The 14,733-nt window shown below is 72.7% G+C and carries 18 protein-coding genes and 1 tRNA gene; 12 read left to right on the forward strand and 7 right to left on the reverse strand.

The genetic code is table 11. The annotated features are described in order from the left end of the window. Positions 1-35: 35 nt before the first annotated feature. A complete protein-coding gene (locus tag SRB17_RS03855) occupies positions 36-1,427 on the reverse strand; it encodes a hypothetical protein (protein ID WP_323374930.1) in 1,392 nt (463 codons plus the stop codon). Between the two features lie 275 nt (positions 1,428-1,702). On the opposite strand from SRB17_RS03855, the gene SRB17_RS03860 reads away from it, so the two are divergent. After that, a tRNA-Val gene (locus SRB17_RS03860) sits at positions 1,703-1,774 on the forward strand. Between the two features lie 37 nt (positions 1,775-1,811). On the opposite strand, the gene SRB17_RS03865 is transcribed toward SRB17_RS03860, so the two are convergent. Next, on the reverse strand, positions 1,812-2,153 hold the full coding sequence (locus tag SRB17_RS03865; RefSeq protein WP_323374931.1) for a hypothetical protein: 342 nt from the start codon (positions 2,151-2,153) through the stop codon (positions 1,812-1,814). Positions 2,154-2,227: 74 nt separating this feature from the next. Here SRB17_RS03865 and SRB17_RS03870 point away from each other — a divergent pair, with 74 nt between their 5' ends. Continuing rightward, positions 2,228-2,515, forward strand: a complete 288-nt coding sequence (locus SRB17_RS03870) for a hypothetical protein (RefSeq protein WP_153534553.1) — start codon at positions 2,228-2,230, stop codon at positions 2,513-2,515. Positions 2,516-2,529: 14 nt separating this feature from the next. On the opposite strand, the gene SRB17_RS03875 is transcribed toward SRB17_RS03870, so the two are convergent. Further along, complete coding sequence (locus tag SRB17_RS03875; protein ID WP_153534555.1) at positions 2,530-3,453, reverse strand: ketopantoate reductase family protein; 924 nt, start codon at positions 3,451-3,453, stop codon at positions 2,530-2,532. Positions 3,454-3,548: 95 nt separating this feature from the next. Here SRB17_RS03875 and SRB17_RS03880 point away from each other — a divergent pair, with 95 nt between their 5' ends. Beyond that, positions 3,549-3,779: a DUF2277 domain-containing protein gene (locus SRB17_RS03880; protein ID WP_153534558.1), complete on the forward strand. Its 231-nt coding sequence runs from the start codon at positions 3,549-3,551 to the stop codon at positions 3,777-3,779. A gap of 300 nt (positions 3,780-4,079) precedes the next feature. Further along, positions 4,080-4,535, forward strand: a complete 456-nt coding sequence (locus SRB17_RS03885) for a DoxX family protein (protein WP_153534560.1) — start codon at positions 4,080-4,082, stop codon at positions 4,533-4,535. Between the two features lie 64 nt (positions 4,536-4,599). On the opposite strand, the gene SRB17_RS03890 is transcribed toward SRB17_RS03885, so the two are convergent. Beyond that, positions 4,600-5,133 (reverse strand): superoxide dismutase family protein, encoded by a 534-nt coding sequence (locus SRB17_RS03890; protein WP_153534562.1) that lies wholly within the window; start codon positions 5,131-5,133, stop codon positions 4,600-4,602. 213 nt (positions 5,134-5,346) lie between these two features. Here SRB17_RS03890 and SRB17_RS03895 point away from each other — a divergent pair, with 213 nt between their 5' ends. Further along, a complete protein-coding gene (locus SRB17_RS03895) occupies positions 5,347-5,991 on the forward strand; it encodes a VTT domain-containing protein (protein ID WP_153534564.1) in 645 nt (214 codons plus the stop codon). Positions 5,992-6,090: 99 nt separating this feature from the next. Here SRB17_RS03895 and SRB17_RS03900 read toward each other — a convergent pair whose 3' ends face one another. Then, positions 6,091-6,735, reverse strand: coding sequence for an HNH endonuclease family protein (locus SRB17_RS03900; RefSeq protein WP_153534566.1), 645 nt, complete (start codon positions 6,733-6,735; stop codon positions 6,091-6,093). A gap of 397 nt (positions 6,736-7,132) precedes the next feature. Between SRB17_RS03900 and SRB17_RS03905 the strand changes: the two genes are divergently transcribed. Next, positions 7,133-7,714: a TMEM165/GDT1 family protein gene (locus SRB17_RS03905; RefSeq protein WP_153534568.1), complete on the forward strand. Its 582-nt coding sequence runs from the start codon at positions 7,133-7,135 to the stop codon at positions 7,712-7,714. A gap of 226 nt (positions 7,715-7,940) precedes the next feature. Then, on the forward strand, positions 7,941-8,609 hold the full coding sequence (locus tag SRB17_RS03910; RefSeq protein ID WP_153534570.1) for an HAD family hydrolase: 669 nt from the start codon (positions 7,941-7,943) through the stop codon (positions 8,607-8,609). Between the two features lie 39 nt (positions 8,610-8,648). Here SRB17_RS03910 and SRB17_RS47945 read toward each other — a convergent pair whose 3' ends face one another. Next, positions 8,649-8,837 carry a peptidoglycan-binding domain-containing protein gene (locus tag SRB17_RS47945; RefSeq protein WP_323374932.1) on the reverse strand — a complete coding sequence of 63 codons (189 nt, stop codon included), beginning with the start codon at positions 8,835-8,837 and terminating at the stop codon, positions 8,649-8,651. A 58-nt stretch (positions 8,838-8,895) separates the two neighbouring features. Between SRB17_RS47945 and SRB17_RS47950 the strand changes: the two genes are divergently transcribed. Next, complete coding sequence (locus SRB17_RS47950; protein WP_323374933.1) at positions 8,896-9,132, forward strand: hypothetical protein; 237 nt, start codon at positions 8,896-8,898, stop codon at positions 9,130-9,132. 587 nt (positions 9,133-9,719) lie between these two features. After that, positions 9,720-11,759, forward strand: a complete 2,040-nt coding sequence (locus SRB17_RS03920) for an MDR family MFS transporter (protein ID WP_153534574.1) — start codon at positions 9,720-9,722, stop codon at positions 11,757-11,759. Here the strand turns inward: SRB17_RS03920 and SRB17_RS03925 are convergent. Next, complete coding sequence (locus SRB17_RS03925; protein ID WP_153534576.1) at positions 11,752-12,258, reverse strand: GNAT family N-acetyltransferase; 507 nt, start codon at positions 12,256-12,258, stop codon at positions 11,752-11,754. The two genes, SRB17_RS03920 and SRB17_RS03925, sit on opposite strands and share 8 nt — an antisense overlap. Before the next feature lie 51 nt (positions 12,259-12,309). Here SRB17_RS03925 and SRB17_RS03930 point away from each other — a divergent pair, with 51 nt between their 5' ends. The 3 genes from SRB17_RS03930 (at position 12,310) to SRB17_RS03940 (ending at position 14,222) form a co-directional block, all read left to right on the forward strand. Beyond that, on the forward strand, positions 12,310-13,032 hold the full coding sequence (locus SRB17_RS03930; RefSeq protein ID WP_323374934.1) for a YafY family protein: 723 nt from the start codon (positions 12,310-12,312) through the stop codon (positions 13,030-13,032). An 82-nt stretch (positions 13,033-13,114) separates the two neighbouring features. Next, the gene (locus tag SRB17_RS03935) at positions 13,115-13,525 is read left to right on the forward strand and encodes a nuclear transport factor 2 family protein (protein ID WP_153534578.1); all 411 of its coding nucleotides are present in this window, start codon (positions 13,115-13,117) and stop codon (positions 13,523-13,525) included. Positions 13,526-13,601: 76 nt separating this feature from the next. After that, positions 13,602-14,222, forward strand: coding sequence for a hypothetical protein (locus tag SRB17_RS03940; RefSeq protein ID WP_194293891.1), 621 nt, complete (start codon positions 13,602-13,604; stop codon positions 14,220-14,222). The last annotated feature ends 511 nt before the right edge of the window (positions 14,223-14,733 follow it).

Here is a 14,733-nt window from a genome sequence, read left to right on the forward strand (position 1 = left end):
CGGCACACCACAGGCCCCCTACGGCGCGCCCCCGCTCAGTGCCCCCCGCGCTCTTCCCGGATCTGCGCCACCACCCGAGCCACCGTCTGCCGGACGGCGTCCGTCTCGGTCAGGAAGTGCCAGAAATCGGGATGCCGCCCGGTCTCCAGCGAACCGATCGCCCGCTCCAGCCGCCCCACCGCGTCGTCCAGCGGCCGGGCGTGCCGGGGATCGGGGGTCGTACGGCCCGTCATGGCCAGCCGCTGGGCGTCCCGGATCGCGAACCGGGTCCGCTCGATCTCCGCCTGCGGATCCTTCTGTACCTCGTTCAGCCGCCGCAGCCGCTCACCCGCGGCCGACACGGCCTCGTCGGTGGTGTTCAGCAGGGCCCGTACCGTCGACAGCAGCGATGTGGCGTCCGGCCAGCGCTGGGCGTCCCGCGCCGTCTGGGCCTCGCGGAGCTTGAGCTCGGCCTGCCGTACGTTCTCCGCGGCCTGCGCGGGCACGTGCTGCAGGTCCTGCCAGCAGGCGGCCGCGAACCGGCGCCGCAGCTCGCTCAGCACCGGGTCCACCTGCCCGGCCCTGGTGGTCAGCGCCTGGGCCCGGGTGCGCAGGCTGACCAGCCGGTGATCGATCTCGGCGGCCTTCTCCGGCAGCCGCTCGGCCTCGGCCCGGATCGCCCCGGCCTCCCGCTGCACCCGCTCGGCCCGTTCCACCGTCTGCGCCACGCCGTGCTGTCCGGCGCCCTGGTTCAGCTTGGTCAGCTCGGGAGACAGCGCGGCGAGCCGGCCGGCCAGGTCATCGGCCCGCAGCCCCTGCTCCCGTACGGCGTCCAGGGCGTTGCTCGCGCCGAGCAGCGCCTGCCGGGCCCGCTCCACGGCGGGCGCCAGCCGGGCCAGCTGGGTCTCGGCCTTGCCCAGCAGCGGCCCGAGCGAGGTGCCGAAACGGTCCAGCTCCTGTTTGACCCGGACCAGTTCGTCCTTGGCGGTCGTCAGCTCCGAGCGCGCCCGGGAGGCGGCCGAGGCCTCCAGGTCGTCCCGGTCGAGATCATGGGCGTCGACGGCCTGGATGTACCGCTGGCTGGCCTCGTCGATGCGCTGCCCGAGCGCCGTGAAGTCGGTGACGGCACGGCGGGCGGCGGGCGAGTCGTCCACGGCCGTGATGGTCTCGATGGAGATCCGCAGGTCACGCTGGGCGGTGTCCAGTTCGTAGAACGCGGCCGCCGCGGCGTCCTTCGCGGCCTGCGCCTCGGCCCGCTGGCTCTCCGCCCGGCCGCCGAACCAGCGCCGGGTGCCGCCGCCGGCGAACGCGGCGGGCAGGGCGAGCGCGGCCAGGACCGGCAGGCCGATCAGGGTGAGGGTGTCGCGCAGGGCCGTGGACCCGGACCGGGCCCTTACGGTCGACGGCGGGTACGTCCGCGTCGCTGGCGTGCCCGGTGTCGCCGTCACATCCCTCTCCCGTGCTGTGGTCCGCCGTGGGTGGTGTCATTCTCCCACCCGTTGTAGACGAAACACATGGGCCGGTCAGTTCGCGCTCGGCGCCCTCGGTTTCCCGAGTGTGACGGCGCCGTTGACGCTGGAGGCGTCCACCCGGTCGGGCACGCCGGACAGCTGCACATACACGGAACCGTCGCCGGAGTCCGCCGGTGCCTCACGGGTTTGCCGCCCACCGGCTCCGGCAAGGTAGGCTGTCGACTCGTCCTGGGCGCACAGCCCGGATGTCGGGGTGCGTAGCTCAGGGGTAGAGCGCCTGCCTTACAAGCAGGATGTCGGCGGTTCGAAACCGTCCGCGCCCACCGACGGAGCCCCCGGCCGCACGGCCGGGGGCTCTTCTCATTCCCCTCCGCTCGACCGCTCGTGTGCGTGCTTGAGCCCGGTGCGGGCGTCCATGCGGTCCGCTGCGGCGACGTCGGCCCAGAAGCGGTGTGTGCTGACGAAGACCGCGAGTTCGTGCTCGCGGCGGCGCAGCTTCTCCACCTCGGCCTGTTCGTCCGCCGTCCAGCCCGGGGACGCGGGCCGCTCCACCTTCCGCCAGCCGGTGTCGTCGCTGAAGCCGTCCATCGGCTCGACCGACCAGGGCAGGCGCTTGAGCAGGGCCGACAGCTCGGCCCGGACCTGATGCAGCTCCTCCTGACCGGCGAGGAGGTCACTGGGGAATTCATAGGTCGTAGCCACATGGCAATGCTACGCCTGTTCGATTTTGAGTGGCGAGTTCGTTCATGGGGTCCGAGGGAGGTTCAGCCGAACGGGTGGCCTCGAACAGGTGCCCAGAAGCCGGGTGGCCCCAGAAGGCAGGTGGCCTCGGAAGCGCCCCCGGTCCGCGTCACTCGGCCGGTGAGGGTGAGTGCGCGGCGGGGGTCCCGTGGGTCGCGCACCCGCTGTACCGTGCCGAGGGACTCCAGCTGATCGTCGCGGGCCTCGCGCAGCTGGGCGATGCCGCGGTCGGTGCCGCCCGCCGTAACACCGGCATGCTGATCACCACGTGCGGGCTCGCCGCCGTGCATCCGGTGTCGGCTCAGTGGCTGTCGACCCACTGAGCCGACGCACGTCCTCAGTGGCCGGCGGCGCGCAGTTCGGTGACCAGGCGGGCCGTCGTCGGCGCCGGGACGCCGTGCCGGTCGGCCGCGCGGAGCAGTGCGCCGCCGATGGCGTCGAGTTCGAGCGGCCGGCCCGCCTCGGCGTCGCGCTGCATGGATGACTTGGCGCCGGGCTGGAAGGCGTCGTACCGGGCCAGTGCCTGGGCCGGGTCGGCGGGGGCGCCGCAGGCCCGGCTGACCGCGGCGGTCTCGGCGACCAGGGACTCCAGCTCGGCCCGGTGTCGGGTGCGGACCTCGCCGAGCGGGAGGCCGTACCGCGTGGTCAGCAGGGCGAAGGGGGCGAGGAACGCCATCTTGGCCCACAGGGCCGCCGTCTCGTCCTCGACCACCCGGGCCGTCACACCGGCGGAGACGAGGGCGGCCGCGAACTCCTCGAGACGAGGGCGGGGTACGGCGTCCCCGGCCAGGTCCATCTCCGTGAACGGGCTGCCGTGTTCGATCACCCCCGGGGCGACCCGGGTGGACTCCACGCGGATCACCGCCGGGGCGACCCGGTCGGGGCGGTAGCGGGAGCGCAGGGCGGCGGGGTGTTCGACGCCGTTCAGGAGCGGTACGACCAGGGCGTCCCCGAGAGCCTCGGGCGGCACCCGGGTGAGGGCGGCGTCCAGCGCGGTGTGCTTGACGGCGATCAGACAGGCGTCCACCGGCTCGCGCAGCTCGGTGTCCGCCTCGACGTCCGCGGTGAACTCACCGAACTGCGGGCTGTGGACCGTGATTCCGGTACGGCGCAGGGCGTCGGCCGTACGGTCCTGGGCCAGGCAGACGACGCGGTGTCCGGAGCGGGAGAGCAGGGCGGCGAGGAGCCCGCCGGTGCCGCCGGGGCCGAGCACGGCCAAACTGCGCTTTTCCGCCGGGGAGTTGGCCAGGGGGTTCGCCATGAGGCTGTCCTTTCGACGGTCGGCCCCGTGAGTCGGTGGCCGCCTTCGGTGTGATCATCGCACCTGACGCGGGCAGTGTGCGTGAGACTGGGGGCATGTGCCGGAGTATCAAGACATTGCGTCCGCCCGTGCTGCCCGGTGAGGCCACGGAAGAGGACATCCACGCCGCCGCGCTGCAGTACGTGCGGAAGATCTCGGGGTTCCGGGCCCCCGCCGCGCACAACCGCGAGGTCTTCGACCGCGCGGTGGCCGCGGTGGCCGAGGCCACCGCGGAGCTGCTCGGGGGGCTGGAGGTGCGGGGGCAGTCGGCGCGAAGCGCCCCGTAGGCGCGGGGTCCTGTTCGGCAGGCGGTTCCGCCGCGTGGGTGCGACCGGCCACGGCGCACCCGCACGGGAATCGGTCACGTTGCCGCGCGCCGACGCCGGCCGCGCGGGTCGTCCTGCGTGCGGCGTTTCACGAAGCGGAGCCGCAAGCGGAGTCACCCCTATGGCCAAATGTTGAACTTGCAAGCATTGATTAGGTAGCCCTAACCTGGGTCCCTCATTCGGTACCGCCGCCCCCACCGCGACCGGCCACTCGGACGTCCCCGGCCGGTCAGACCGACACCGAAGAGGAGAACCCCCCTCATGACCGCACGTCTCAACTCCGCTCAGCCCTATGTCCTCGGGCTCTTCCGCATCGTCGTAGGCCTGCTCTTCACGGTGCACGGCGCCGCGTCCCTCTTCGGCGTCCTCGGCGGTGCCGCCGGCACCCAGGGCGGGACGATCCCGGCCGGCACCTGGCCCGGCTGGTACGCGGCCGTGATCCAGCTGGTCGCCGGCGGCCTGGTGCTCCTCGGCCTCGGCACCCGCGGTGCCGCGCTGATCGCCTCGGGCTCGATGGCGTTCGCCTACTTCGACGTGCACCAGCAGGCCGCGCTGTGGCCCATCCAGAACGGCGGCGAGCTGTCGGTCCAGTTCTGCTGGGCCTTCCTCCTGCTGGTCTTCACCGGGTCCGGCGCCTTCGGGCTCGACCGGCTCGTCGCCCGCCGCACCGTCGCGGACGGCCGGGCCGCCACCGAGCAGACCCCGATAGCCGCCTGATCCGGCGCGGCGCCCTTCCCCGCCACGAGGGGGGAGGGCGCCGCCCGGCTCCGGCCGGCCCCGCCTACGACGTTCCGAACGGCACGGTGAAGCAGGCCACCCGGCTGCCCTTGAGGCCGGGCTCGTTGTGGATCACCACCGAGCCCGCCTGGCCCTTCCGGAAGGCCCAGGCGTGCTTGGCGCCGGCGCTGCCGATCCCGTTGGCGTTGGACTTGAAGTCCAGCCAGACCTCGTTGTCCTTGGTGGTGTGGGAGGCGTCCGTGCCGGGGTGGTTCTGGTAGTGCTTGCCGGCGGCGGCGGGATCGGCGCCGCAGGCCTTCTGATGGATGTGGACCCCGAAGAGATGGTTGGGCTTGACGCCGGCCACCCGCAGCTGGACGGTCGTGACACCATTCGCCCCGGTGATCTGCCGGACCTGGATCAGGGCGCCCGCCGGGACGAGGGCCCGGTCGTACGCCACCGCGCTCGACTTGCCGGACGCGGCCGGCGCGGAGAACACGCCGTAGTTCTCCAGCGTGGAGGCATGGGGGGCGCTTCCGGTCCCGGTCGCGAACAGGACTGCGGCGAGGGTGCCCGCGGATATGGCTGCTGCCACCATGATGTGCACCTTTTTCTGCGCTTATGCGCTGCTTCGTTCAGATGTTGTGCCTGATGTTCCGGACAGGTCTCTCTTCTATTGCGACGGATGCGGAGGGGCTCCGCCGCACAGCGTGCGCTGTTCGGGTGACGGAGCGTGTCCGAGGTCACGGAAACCCGCCTGCGCCTTGTTCGCCCCCCTAGCCCCTTCTGTCACACCCCGGGCGTACGCTGTATGGCTGTCAACGGGGGAGCAACGGGAGTCGTGGTGTTCGAGAACGTGGGGGCTTTGGCCGCCGGACCGTGGATCTATGCCGCGGTCGTCCTGTCCGTTCTGCTCGACGTGTTCGTGCCGGTGCTGCCCAGCGGCGTGCTCGTCATCACGGCGGGTACGGCAGCGGCGGCGGGCTCGGGCGCGGCGGCCGGCCAGGTCCCGCACAATGTGCCGGACCTCCTGGTCCTGATCCTCGCCGCGGCGACCGCCTCGGTCCTCGGCGATCTGGTGGCGTACCGCCTGGCCTGGCGGGGTGGCGCGCGGCTGGACCGGGCGATAGCGCGCTCCCGGCGGCTGACCACCGCGCAGGAACGTCTCGGCGATGCCCTGGCCCGGGGCGGCGGCGCGCTGGTCGTGCTCGCCCGGTTCGCCCCGGCGGGCCGCTCGGTGGTCTCCTTCTGCGCCGGCGCCGCCCATCGCCGCGCCCGCGACTTCGTCCCCTGGTCCGCCCTGGCCGGCCTCTCCTGGGCCGCGTACAGCGTCGCCCTCGGCTACTACGGCGCCCAGTGGCTCGGCGCGACGTGGCTGGCCACCGCCGTCTCCTTCGCGGCCCTTTTCGCCGCGGGCGCGGCTGCGGGGTTCCTCATGCGGCGCCAGGCCGTGTAGGTCGTTCGGTCCAGCCGGGCCATGTCGGTCGTTCCAGGGGGCGAGCCCCCTGGAACGGGCACTGCGGCGAGCGGCACCGGACAGCCGGCGGCGGCTCGGTCAGCAGCTCGCCAGGTAGTTCGTCAGTGCCGTCTTCTCCGCGGAGTCGACCGAGAGGTCGTAGTAGTACTTCACCTGCACCCAGGCGCGGACGTAGGTGCAGACGTAGGCGGACCGGGACGGGATCCAGGTCGCCGGGTCCTGGTCGCCCTTGGCCTGGTTCACGTTGTCGGTGACGGCGAGGAGCTGGGGGCGGGTGACGTCGTTGGCGAAGGCCTGCCGCTGCGCGGTGGTCCACTTGCTCGCGCCGGAGTCCCAGGCCTCGGCCAGCGGGACGAGGTGGTCGATGTCGACGTCGGAGGGGGAGGTCCAGGTGGCGCCGTCGTACGGGGAGTACCAGCTGCCGCTCTTGGCCACGCAGGAGGAGTCGGTGACGACGTTCGTGCCGTCCCGCTTGAGGATCCACTCACGGGTGTTGCAGGTGCCCGAGATGGTGATCCAGGTCGGGAAGAGGTCGCGGCTGTAGCCGGTGCGGTTCTCCGTGGCCACGGTGAGCTGGGAGAGGTAGCTGCGGGCGGTGCTTGCGCTGACCGGCGTGGGCAGCGCGGCGGAGGCGCTCGGGGAGTTGAACAGGGCGGCGGAGGCTATGAAACCGGTAAGAGCGGCGACTATGCTCAGTCGTCGACGCGCGTAGCACCTGGGCATGCGAACTCCCTTGTGACGTGGGGATGTTGGGCGCGGGCGGGGGAAATGCTCGCGAGCCCGTGTTGCCGGAAGGTGAGCGCTCGGTAAGAAGGTAATGACGCGTGCATGACACAACAAGCCTTACGGCGGCAATTGGGGGCCGAACCTTCGTATCCCTTACGATGGGGGGCGCAGAAGGGGAGTAGCTCTTCGCCGGACCGTCGACATACTGCTCAGCCAGCCTGAGCCGGCGCCCGGAGGCGGGCCCTCGAGTCTTTCGAGGACCGCCAGCGAGACCTTCGGCAAGCAGTGCACGTCCGTGTCCCCCCGACACGGGCGCCGAGTGTGCTGCCGTGCCGAGGTGTCATCGCGTGACGTACCGCACTCTCGGTGGGCAGCCCCGACCGATTGAGGAACCTTGATCAGCATCACCGTGACGGCGCTCGTCTTCGGCGTCATCTTCCTCGCCGAACTGCCGGACAAGACCGCGCTCGCCGGCCTCGTCCTCGGCACCCGCTACCGCGCGAGCTACGTCTTCGCGGGTGTCGCCGCCGCCTTCCTGCTGCACGTCGTGCTCGCCGTAGCGGCCGGCAGCGTGCTGACCCTGCTGCCGCAGCGGATCGTGCACGCCCTCACCGGCGTCCTCTTCCTCGGCGGAGCCGCGATGCTGCTGCTGAGCAAGGGCGAGGACGAGGAGGAGATCAAGAAGCCCGCCGACCAGTCCTTCTGGAAGGTCGCGGGTACGGGTTTCATGCTGATCCTCGTCGCCGAGTTCGGCGATCTCACCCAGATCATGACCGCCAACCTCGCCGCCCGCTACGACGACCCGATCTCCGTCGGCCTCGGCGCCGTGCTCGGCCTGTGGGCCGTCGCCGGACTCGGCATCGTCGGCGGAAAGGCCCTGATGAAGAAGGTGCCGCTGCGGCTGATCACCCAGATCGCGGCGCTGCTGATGCTCGCGCTGGGTGTGTGGAGTCTGTACGAGGCGGTGGCGGGCTGAACTTCGGGGGCAGGCGTGGTCGGAACGCCGGCCGTGCGGCCCGGCCGAGCTGAACGGTCGGTGAACCCTTTCGGGAGCGGTGGCGGGATCCGCCCCCGGTTTTGTACCGTGGAGGAACAAAGTGGCTCCCGCCCGTTTTCCCTGACCGGCGGGCGGGGCCGCCTTGTCCCTCCCTGACGGGGTTCATTCCGCCCTGTCGGGGTCCGTACGTTCCTGGAGCTGCCCGATGACGGCCACCCCCACGCCCACCGTCCTCACCGCCCGCGCCCTCCTGCTCGACATGGACGGCACCCTCGTCAACTCGGACGCCGTCGTCGAGCGCATCTGGCGCCGCTGGGCCGAGCGGCACGGGCAGGACGGAGACGAGGTGATGAAGGTCGTCCACGGCCGGCAGGGACACGCCTCCATGGCCGTACTGCTGCCCGACCGGCCCATGGAGCAGAACCTCGCCGACAACGCCCGCATGCTCGCCGAGGAGACCGCCGACACCGACGGCGTGGTCGAGATCCCCGGTGCGAGCGCCTTCCTCGCCTCCCTGCGCGCGCTCCCGCACGCGCTGGTGACCTCCGCCGACGTCGCGCTGTCCACCGCGCGCATGAACGCCGCCGGGCTGCCGCTGCCGGAGGTCCGCGTGACCGCCGAGTCGGTGGGTGCGAGCAAGCCCGATCCCGAGGGGTTCCTGAAGGGCGCGGCCGAGCTGGGCGTGGATCCGGCGGACTGCGTGGTCTTCGAGGACTCCGGCGCGGGGATCGCGGCGGGGCGCTCCGCGGGGATGACGGTCGTGGGGGTCGGGCCCCGCGCCGGTCTGCACGGACCTGATGTGGTCGTGCCGGACATTACGCGCGTACGGGTCGAGGCGACGGGTGACGGCACGATCCGGCTGCACATCGGCTGACGGGGCGCTCCGTCGACCTCCAGAGGGCTCTCACGGCTCTCAGGGCTCGGACGTCTCCCCCTCCAGGCTCTTCCGGGTCGCCGGCCCGTACACGCCGAGGGTGTCGCCCTGGATACCCCGTGCCAGTTGGTAGTTGCGTACGGCGTCCTCCACCGGGCGGGTGAAGCTGCCGTTGACCTGGTCGCCGTAGAGGTTCAACTGCCGTAGTCGCTCCTGGAGTTCGGTCACCTGCTCACCATGGTCGCCGCGCTGCAGCACAGGGGTGACGGCGGGAGTGGTCAGTGCGGTGGCGGACGCTGTGGGGGAGGCCCGGCGGGTCGTAGCAGGGGAAGTGGTCGGCGTCGGTGACGTGGTCGGCGTCGCCGGTGGGCTCGGGAGTCTCGCCGAGGCGGCGGGCGGCGGCACCGGCGGGTGGGACGGGGCCGGGGACGAGGGTGCCGGCGGTGACGTCGGGGCCGGTGTGCTCACCTCCGGGACGCTCTCCCTGATCTCCGGGGCCGCCCGATCCCGCGACGGCGTGTGATACGAGAACACCCCACTTGCGAACCCGGCCGCCGATACGAGCGCCGTGCCCGCGGCTGCGACGGACAACAGGACGGTGCGGCGAGCGCGGCGCCGGTTCGGCGGTGGTACGGCGTCGTCGTTCGGCCGCGGTGGGTCGCCGTCCGGCTGCGGCGCCGATGTGGCTGGTCGCGCCCACGCGGCGGCAGCCGCATATCGAACGCGGCCCCGCGCCCCTTCGGGGTACTGCAACGGCAGCGTCGCCTCGACCGCCTCGACCGCCTCGACCTCCACATACGGCCGGATCCGCAGCGGATCGAAGTCCTCCGCCGCTGCCGCCTCGGCCGTACGCGTCTCGCGCAGGGCCGCGGCCGCGCGCTCGGTGCAGTCGCAGGACGGGCTCAGGTCCGGGCCCCTCGGTGCACCGCACTGCGGGCAGCCGCGGCCCTCGGATTCACTCACGTGTTCGCCCCTCCCCTCACGAACTACCGACACTATGCGCATCTTCTTCGCATCCGCCGCCGGAAACGCGGGACTCGACAGGCCATGGACGGTGACACCGACCACGATGGAAGGTGCACCCGAGCCCTCGAGTCCCGGGAGGTCTCCATGGCCCTGGACACGCCCGCCACGCAGGAGGAGATCAAGGCCGCCGAGCACGTCTCCGGCAACGTGTTCGTTCCGATCGGCGCCCTGCTCCTCGGGCTGCTGCTCGCCGCGCTCGACCAGACGATCGTGTCGACCGCGCTGCCCACCATCGTCAGCGACCTCGGCGGCCTGGAGCACCTGTCCTGGGTGGTCACCGCCTATCTGCTGGCCTCGACCGCAGCGACCCCGCTGTGGGGCAAGCTCGGCGACCAGTACGGGCGGAAACGGCTGTTCCAGACCGCCATCGTGATCTTCCTCGTCGGCTCGGCGCTGTGCGGCATGGCGCAGAACATGGGCGAGCTGATCGGGTTCCGGGCGCTGCAGGGGCTGGGCGGCGGCGGGCTGATGGTGCTGTCGATGGCCATCGTCGGCGACATCGTGCCGCCCCGTGAACGCGGGCGATATCAGGGGCTGTTCGGGGCCGTGTTCGGGGCGACCAGCGTGCTGGGCCCGCTGCTCGGCGGGCTGTTCACCGAGCATCTGAGCTGGCGCTGGGTGTTCTACGTCAACCTGCCCGTCGGCGTGGTCGCGCTCGCGGTGATCGCCGCGGCCCTGCACATCCCGCGCCACACCGCGCACCACGTCGTCGACTACCTGGGCACGCTCCTGATCGCGTCCGTCGCCACCTGCCTGGTCCTCGTCGCCTCGCTCGGCGGCACGACCTGGGCCTGGGGCTCGACGCAGATCGTCGGGCTGGCCCTGCTGGGCGTCCTGCTGGCCGTGGCGTTCGTCGTCGTGGAGCGGCGGGCCGCCGAACCGGTGCTGCCGCTGAAGCTGTTCGGCGTCCGCACCTTCAGTCTCGCCGCCGTCATCAGCTTCATCGTCGGTTTCGCCATGTTCGGCGCGATGACCTATCTGCCGACCTTCCTGCAGGTCGTGCACGGCATCTCGCCGACCCTGTCCGGCGTGCACATGCTGCCCATGGTGGTCGGCCTGCTGCTGTCCTCCACGATCTCCGGGCAGATCGTCAGCCGCACCGGCCGCTGGAAGGTGTTCCCGCTCACCGGCACCGCCGTCACCACCCTCGGCCTGCTCCTCCTCCACCGGCTCGACGAACACAGCTCCACCGCCGAGATGAGCGGCTACTTCTTCGTGTTCGGCCTCGGGCTCGGCCTGGTCATGCAGGTGCTCGTCCTGATCGTGCAGAACGCGGTGTCGTACGAGGACCTGGGCGTCGCCACCTCCGGCGCGACCTTCTTCCGCTCCATCGGCGCCTCCTTCGGCGTGGCGATCTTCGGCACGGTGTTCGCGAGCCGGCTCGGCGACAAACTCGCCGCCGCCTTCCGGGGCGTGAGCCTGCCCCCGGGCACGTCCCCGAACGCCCTCAAGTCCGACCCCCGCGGCATCGCCGCCCTGCCACCCACCCTGCGCCCGGCGGCCCTGCACGCGTACGCCTCCGCCATCACCGACGTCTTCCTCTACGCCGCCCCCGTCGCCCTCCTCGGCTTCCTGCTGGCCTGGTTCCTGAAGGAGGACCGGCTGCGCGGCTCGGTCACCGCGCCGGACGCCTCAGAGACCATCCCGCCCAACCCGGTCGAGCGGTCCTCCTACGACGAGTGCTGCCGGGCCCTGTCCCTCCTCGGCACCCGGGCGGGCCGCCGCGAGATCTACCGGACGATCACCGAGCGGGCCGGGTACGACCTGCTGCCCGCCGCCAGCTGGCTGCTGCTGCGCATCCGCAAGTACGGCTCCGTCGAGCCCTGTGTGCTCGCCGAGCGCAGCCCCGTCCCGCTGGAGGCCGTCCTGGCCGCCGCCCGCCAGGTCGAGGAACGGCGGCTGGCCGAACGCCGGGGCCTGGACCTGTACTTGACCTCCTCGGGCCGCGTGGTCGCCGAACGCCTCGCCAAGGCCCGCGAGGAGTCCCTCGCCGAGCTCCTCGGCGACTGGTGGCAGCCCGGCCGTTCCACCGACCTGACCCAGCTGGTCAGGGAACTCACCGGCGAACTGTGCGGCACCGAGCGCGAGCGGCCGCACGACGCGACGACCGCCGAGGTCAGCTGAGCGCCAGCTCCTTGCGGAACCAGTGCTCGGCGTAGACGTCGTCGTTGTGCGGGTCGGTCTCCGCGTAGCCGAGGCGGGCGTACAGGGCGCGGGCCTCGACCAGGTCGCTGCGCGTGTCCAGGACCAGCCACCGGGCGCCGAGGGCGCGGGCGGCCTGCTCGGCGGCCGCCACCAGCAACGGGGCCCCGCCCCGGCCGCGCAGCCGCTCGTACACGAACACCCGGGTCAGTTCCGCCGTGTCCGGCTCCAGCAGCCGTACCCCCGCGCAGCCGGCCGGCTCACCCTCGTACCGGCCGACGAGCAACTGGCCGGTCGGCGGCGCCAGTTCGGCGCCGGTCGTGGCCGCGATCCCCCGCTCCAGCTCGTCGGGGTCGGTCGGGCGGCCCTCGTGCAGCAGATACCAGCGGTCGCTGACCTCCGTGTAGTACGCCCGCCACAGCGCGGCGGCGACCGGGGAGTCGTACGGTTCCGCAGTGATCGTCCACGTCATGGCGGCCATTGTCGGCGGCCGGCGCTGCACCGCCGAGCGAATTTCCGCAGACTGTCTGCCGTGAACCGCACCGACCGTCTCTACGCCCTCGTCGAGGAGCTGCGCGCCGCCGCTCCCCGGCCCCGCAGCGCCCGCGCGCTCGCCCGGCGCTTCGAGGTCAGTGTCCGCACGATCGAGCGGGACCTTGCCGCGTTGCAGCAGTCCGGGGTGCCCATCCATGCCGAGCCGGGCCGCAGCGGCGGGTACGTCCTCGACCGGGAACGGACGCTGCCGCCGCTGGCCATCACCCCGGCCGAGGCGACCGCCCTCGCCGTGGGCCTGCACGCCCTGACCGGGACGCCGTTCGCGGCGGACGCGCGCAGTGCGCTGCACAAGGTGCTGGCCGTGATGCCGGAACGGGAGCGGACGGCGGCGGCGGAGCTGACCGGGCGGGTACGGCTGCTCGTCCCGCCCGCCCGCCCGGCGCGGCCCGCCGGCCCCGTGGTGCCCGCCGCGCTGCGGGAGGCGCTGACGGCCGGCCGGGTGTTGCGCCTGGAGTACGCCGACGCGGCGGGCCGTATCACCGCGCGGGACGTGGAACCGCTCGGCTTCCTCGGGGGCGAGGAGCACTGGTATCTGGCCGGCTGGTGCCGGCTGCGGGACGCGCCGCGCGGCTTCCGGCTGGACCGGGTCCGCGCGGCGGCGGCCCTGGACGAGCGGGCCCCGCACCGGGCCGTCGACCTCGCCGCGCTCGACACGCTCGGCTCCGACGTCGTACCGCTCGACGCGGCGACGGTGGTCTGATCGACGCGGCGACGGCGGTGGGACGGATGTGACGGCAATCACCGACAGGGGGGTGTCGCGGCCGCGGCGGAGGCTGCTGCCCATGACAACGACACAGCAGACAAGCGCCCTCACCCGTGCCGCCGGCATCGCCCTCTTCGACCGTTGGACCGCGCTGTGGAACGGCGACCTCAGCGACCCGGAGGCCTTCCTCGCGCCCGGCTTCCGCATCCACTTCGGCAACGACCCCGAGCGCGGGGCGGTCATGGACGAGGTGTACGGCCCGGCCGGGATGGCCGGCCTGGTCTCCGCCTTCCGCGAGGAGAAGCCCGGACTGCGGTTCTTCGTCGACGGCACACCGACGGTGGACGGCGCGCTCGGCCGGACCGCCTGCTGCTGGTACGTGACCCTGCCGGACGGCGCCCAGAAGAGCGGGATCGACCTGCTGGAGGTGGTGGACGGGCGCATCACCACCGTCTGGTCGGTGACCGGACTGCGCCGCTTCGCCGACTGACCACCGTTTGTGGCTCCCCTTCCGGGTCACCCGGCAGGGGAGCCGGCCACCTGGGCCGGCCGATCGGAAGGCAACCATGTCCACAGGCATGATCGTGTTCGTCGTGATCGCGGCGGCCGTGGTCATCGCCGCGGCCACCTCCCTGGTGGTGCGCGGCAGCGGACGGCACGGCGGCCCCGGCCTGAAGCGGCGCTTCGGACCCGAGTACGAGCGGACCGTCGCCCGCTACGGCGGGGACACCAAGGCCGCCGAACAGGAGCTGGCCGAGCGCGTCGAACGCCACGGCGACCTGCTCGAACGGCCACTGGACCCGGCAGGGCGTGAGCACTACACCGCCCGCTGGACGGCCGTACAGGAACACTTCGTCGACTCCCCGCGGCAGGCGGTGACCGAGGCCGACCAGCTGCTCGCGGACCTCGCTGCAGCGCGCGGCTACCCGGACGGCAGGCGCTACGAGGAGCAGTTCGCCGCGCTGTCCGTGCACCACGCCGACCACGTCGACGGCTATCGGCAGGTGCACCGGGTGGCCCGCGCCGGGGCGCGCGACGGGCTGACCGAGGCGGGCTCCGGGACCGAGGAGATGCGTACGGCGCTGGTCGGCGCCCGCGCCCTCTTCGACGACCTGACCCACCCCTCCCGGGAAACCGGCCGCCACCGCGCGGTCCACGCCGGCACCGGCCACGCGAAGGAGGGTTGAGCATCATGTCGGACAGGACGAGCGGCCCCGGCGACGATCGTCCCACCGGCCGCTTCCGTCGGCCGCCGGACGAGGACTGGACCCCGGAGGACACGCCCCTCGGCCGGGCCGTCCCGAGCGACCCCCTGCCGGAGGAACGCCTCCCCGGCGAACCGCCGCCGGGCGCCACGTCCCGCCTCCCCGGCTCGGTCGGCCCCGGCAGAGACGGCCTGACAGCCGACGACCTCACCCCGGAGGACACGCCCCCACACCCACCGGCCCCCACGAACGCCCGCCCCGGGACAGAGCCGCCAAGGCCCGAGACCGGCACACCGGGCGAGGGCCGGATGCCGGGTGAGAGCGGAATGCCGGGCGAGGGTGTCATGCCGGGGGAGGGCCGGATGCCGGGTGTCGGCGGTATCGCCGGCGAGCGGCGGATGCCCGGAGAGGGCCGTGTTCCGGGCGGCGGCCGCATGCCGGATGAGGGCCGGATGCCGGGCGAGGGCGTGCGGCCGATCGAGCCCGGGGTGCC

Source organism: Streptomyces sp. RB17 (genome assembly GCF_009604455.1).
Taxonomy (GTDB): Bacteria; Actinomycetota; Actinomycetes; order Streptomycetales; family Streptomycetaceae; genus Streptomyces.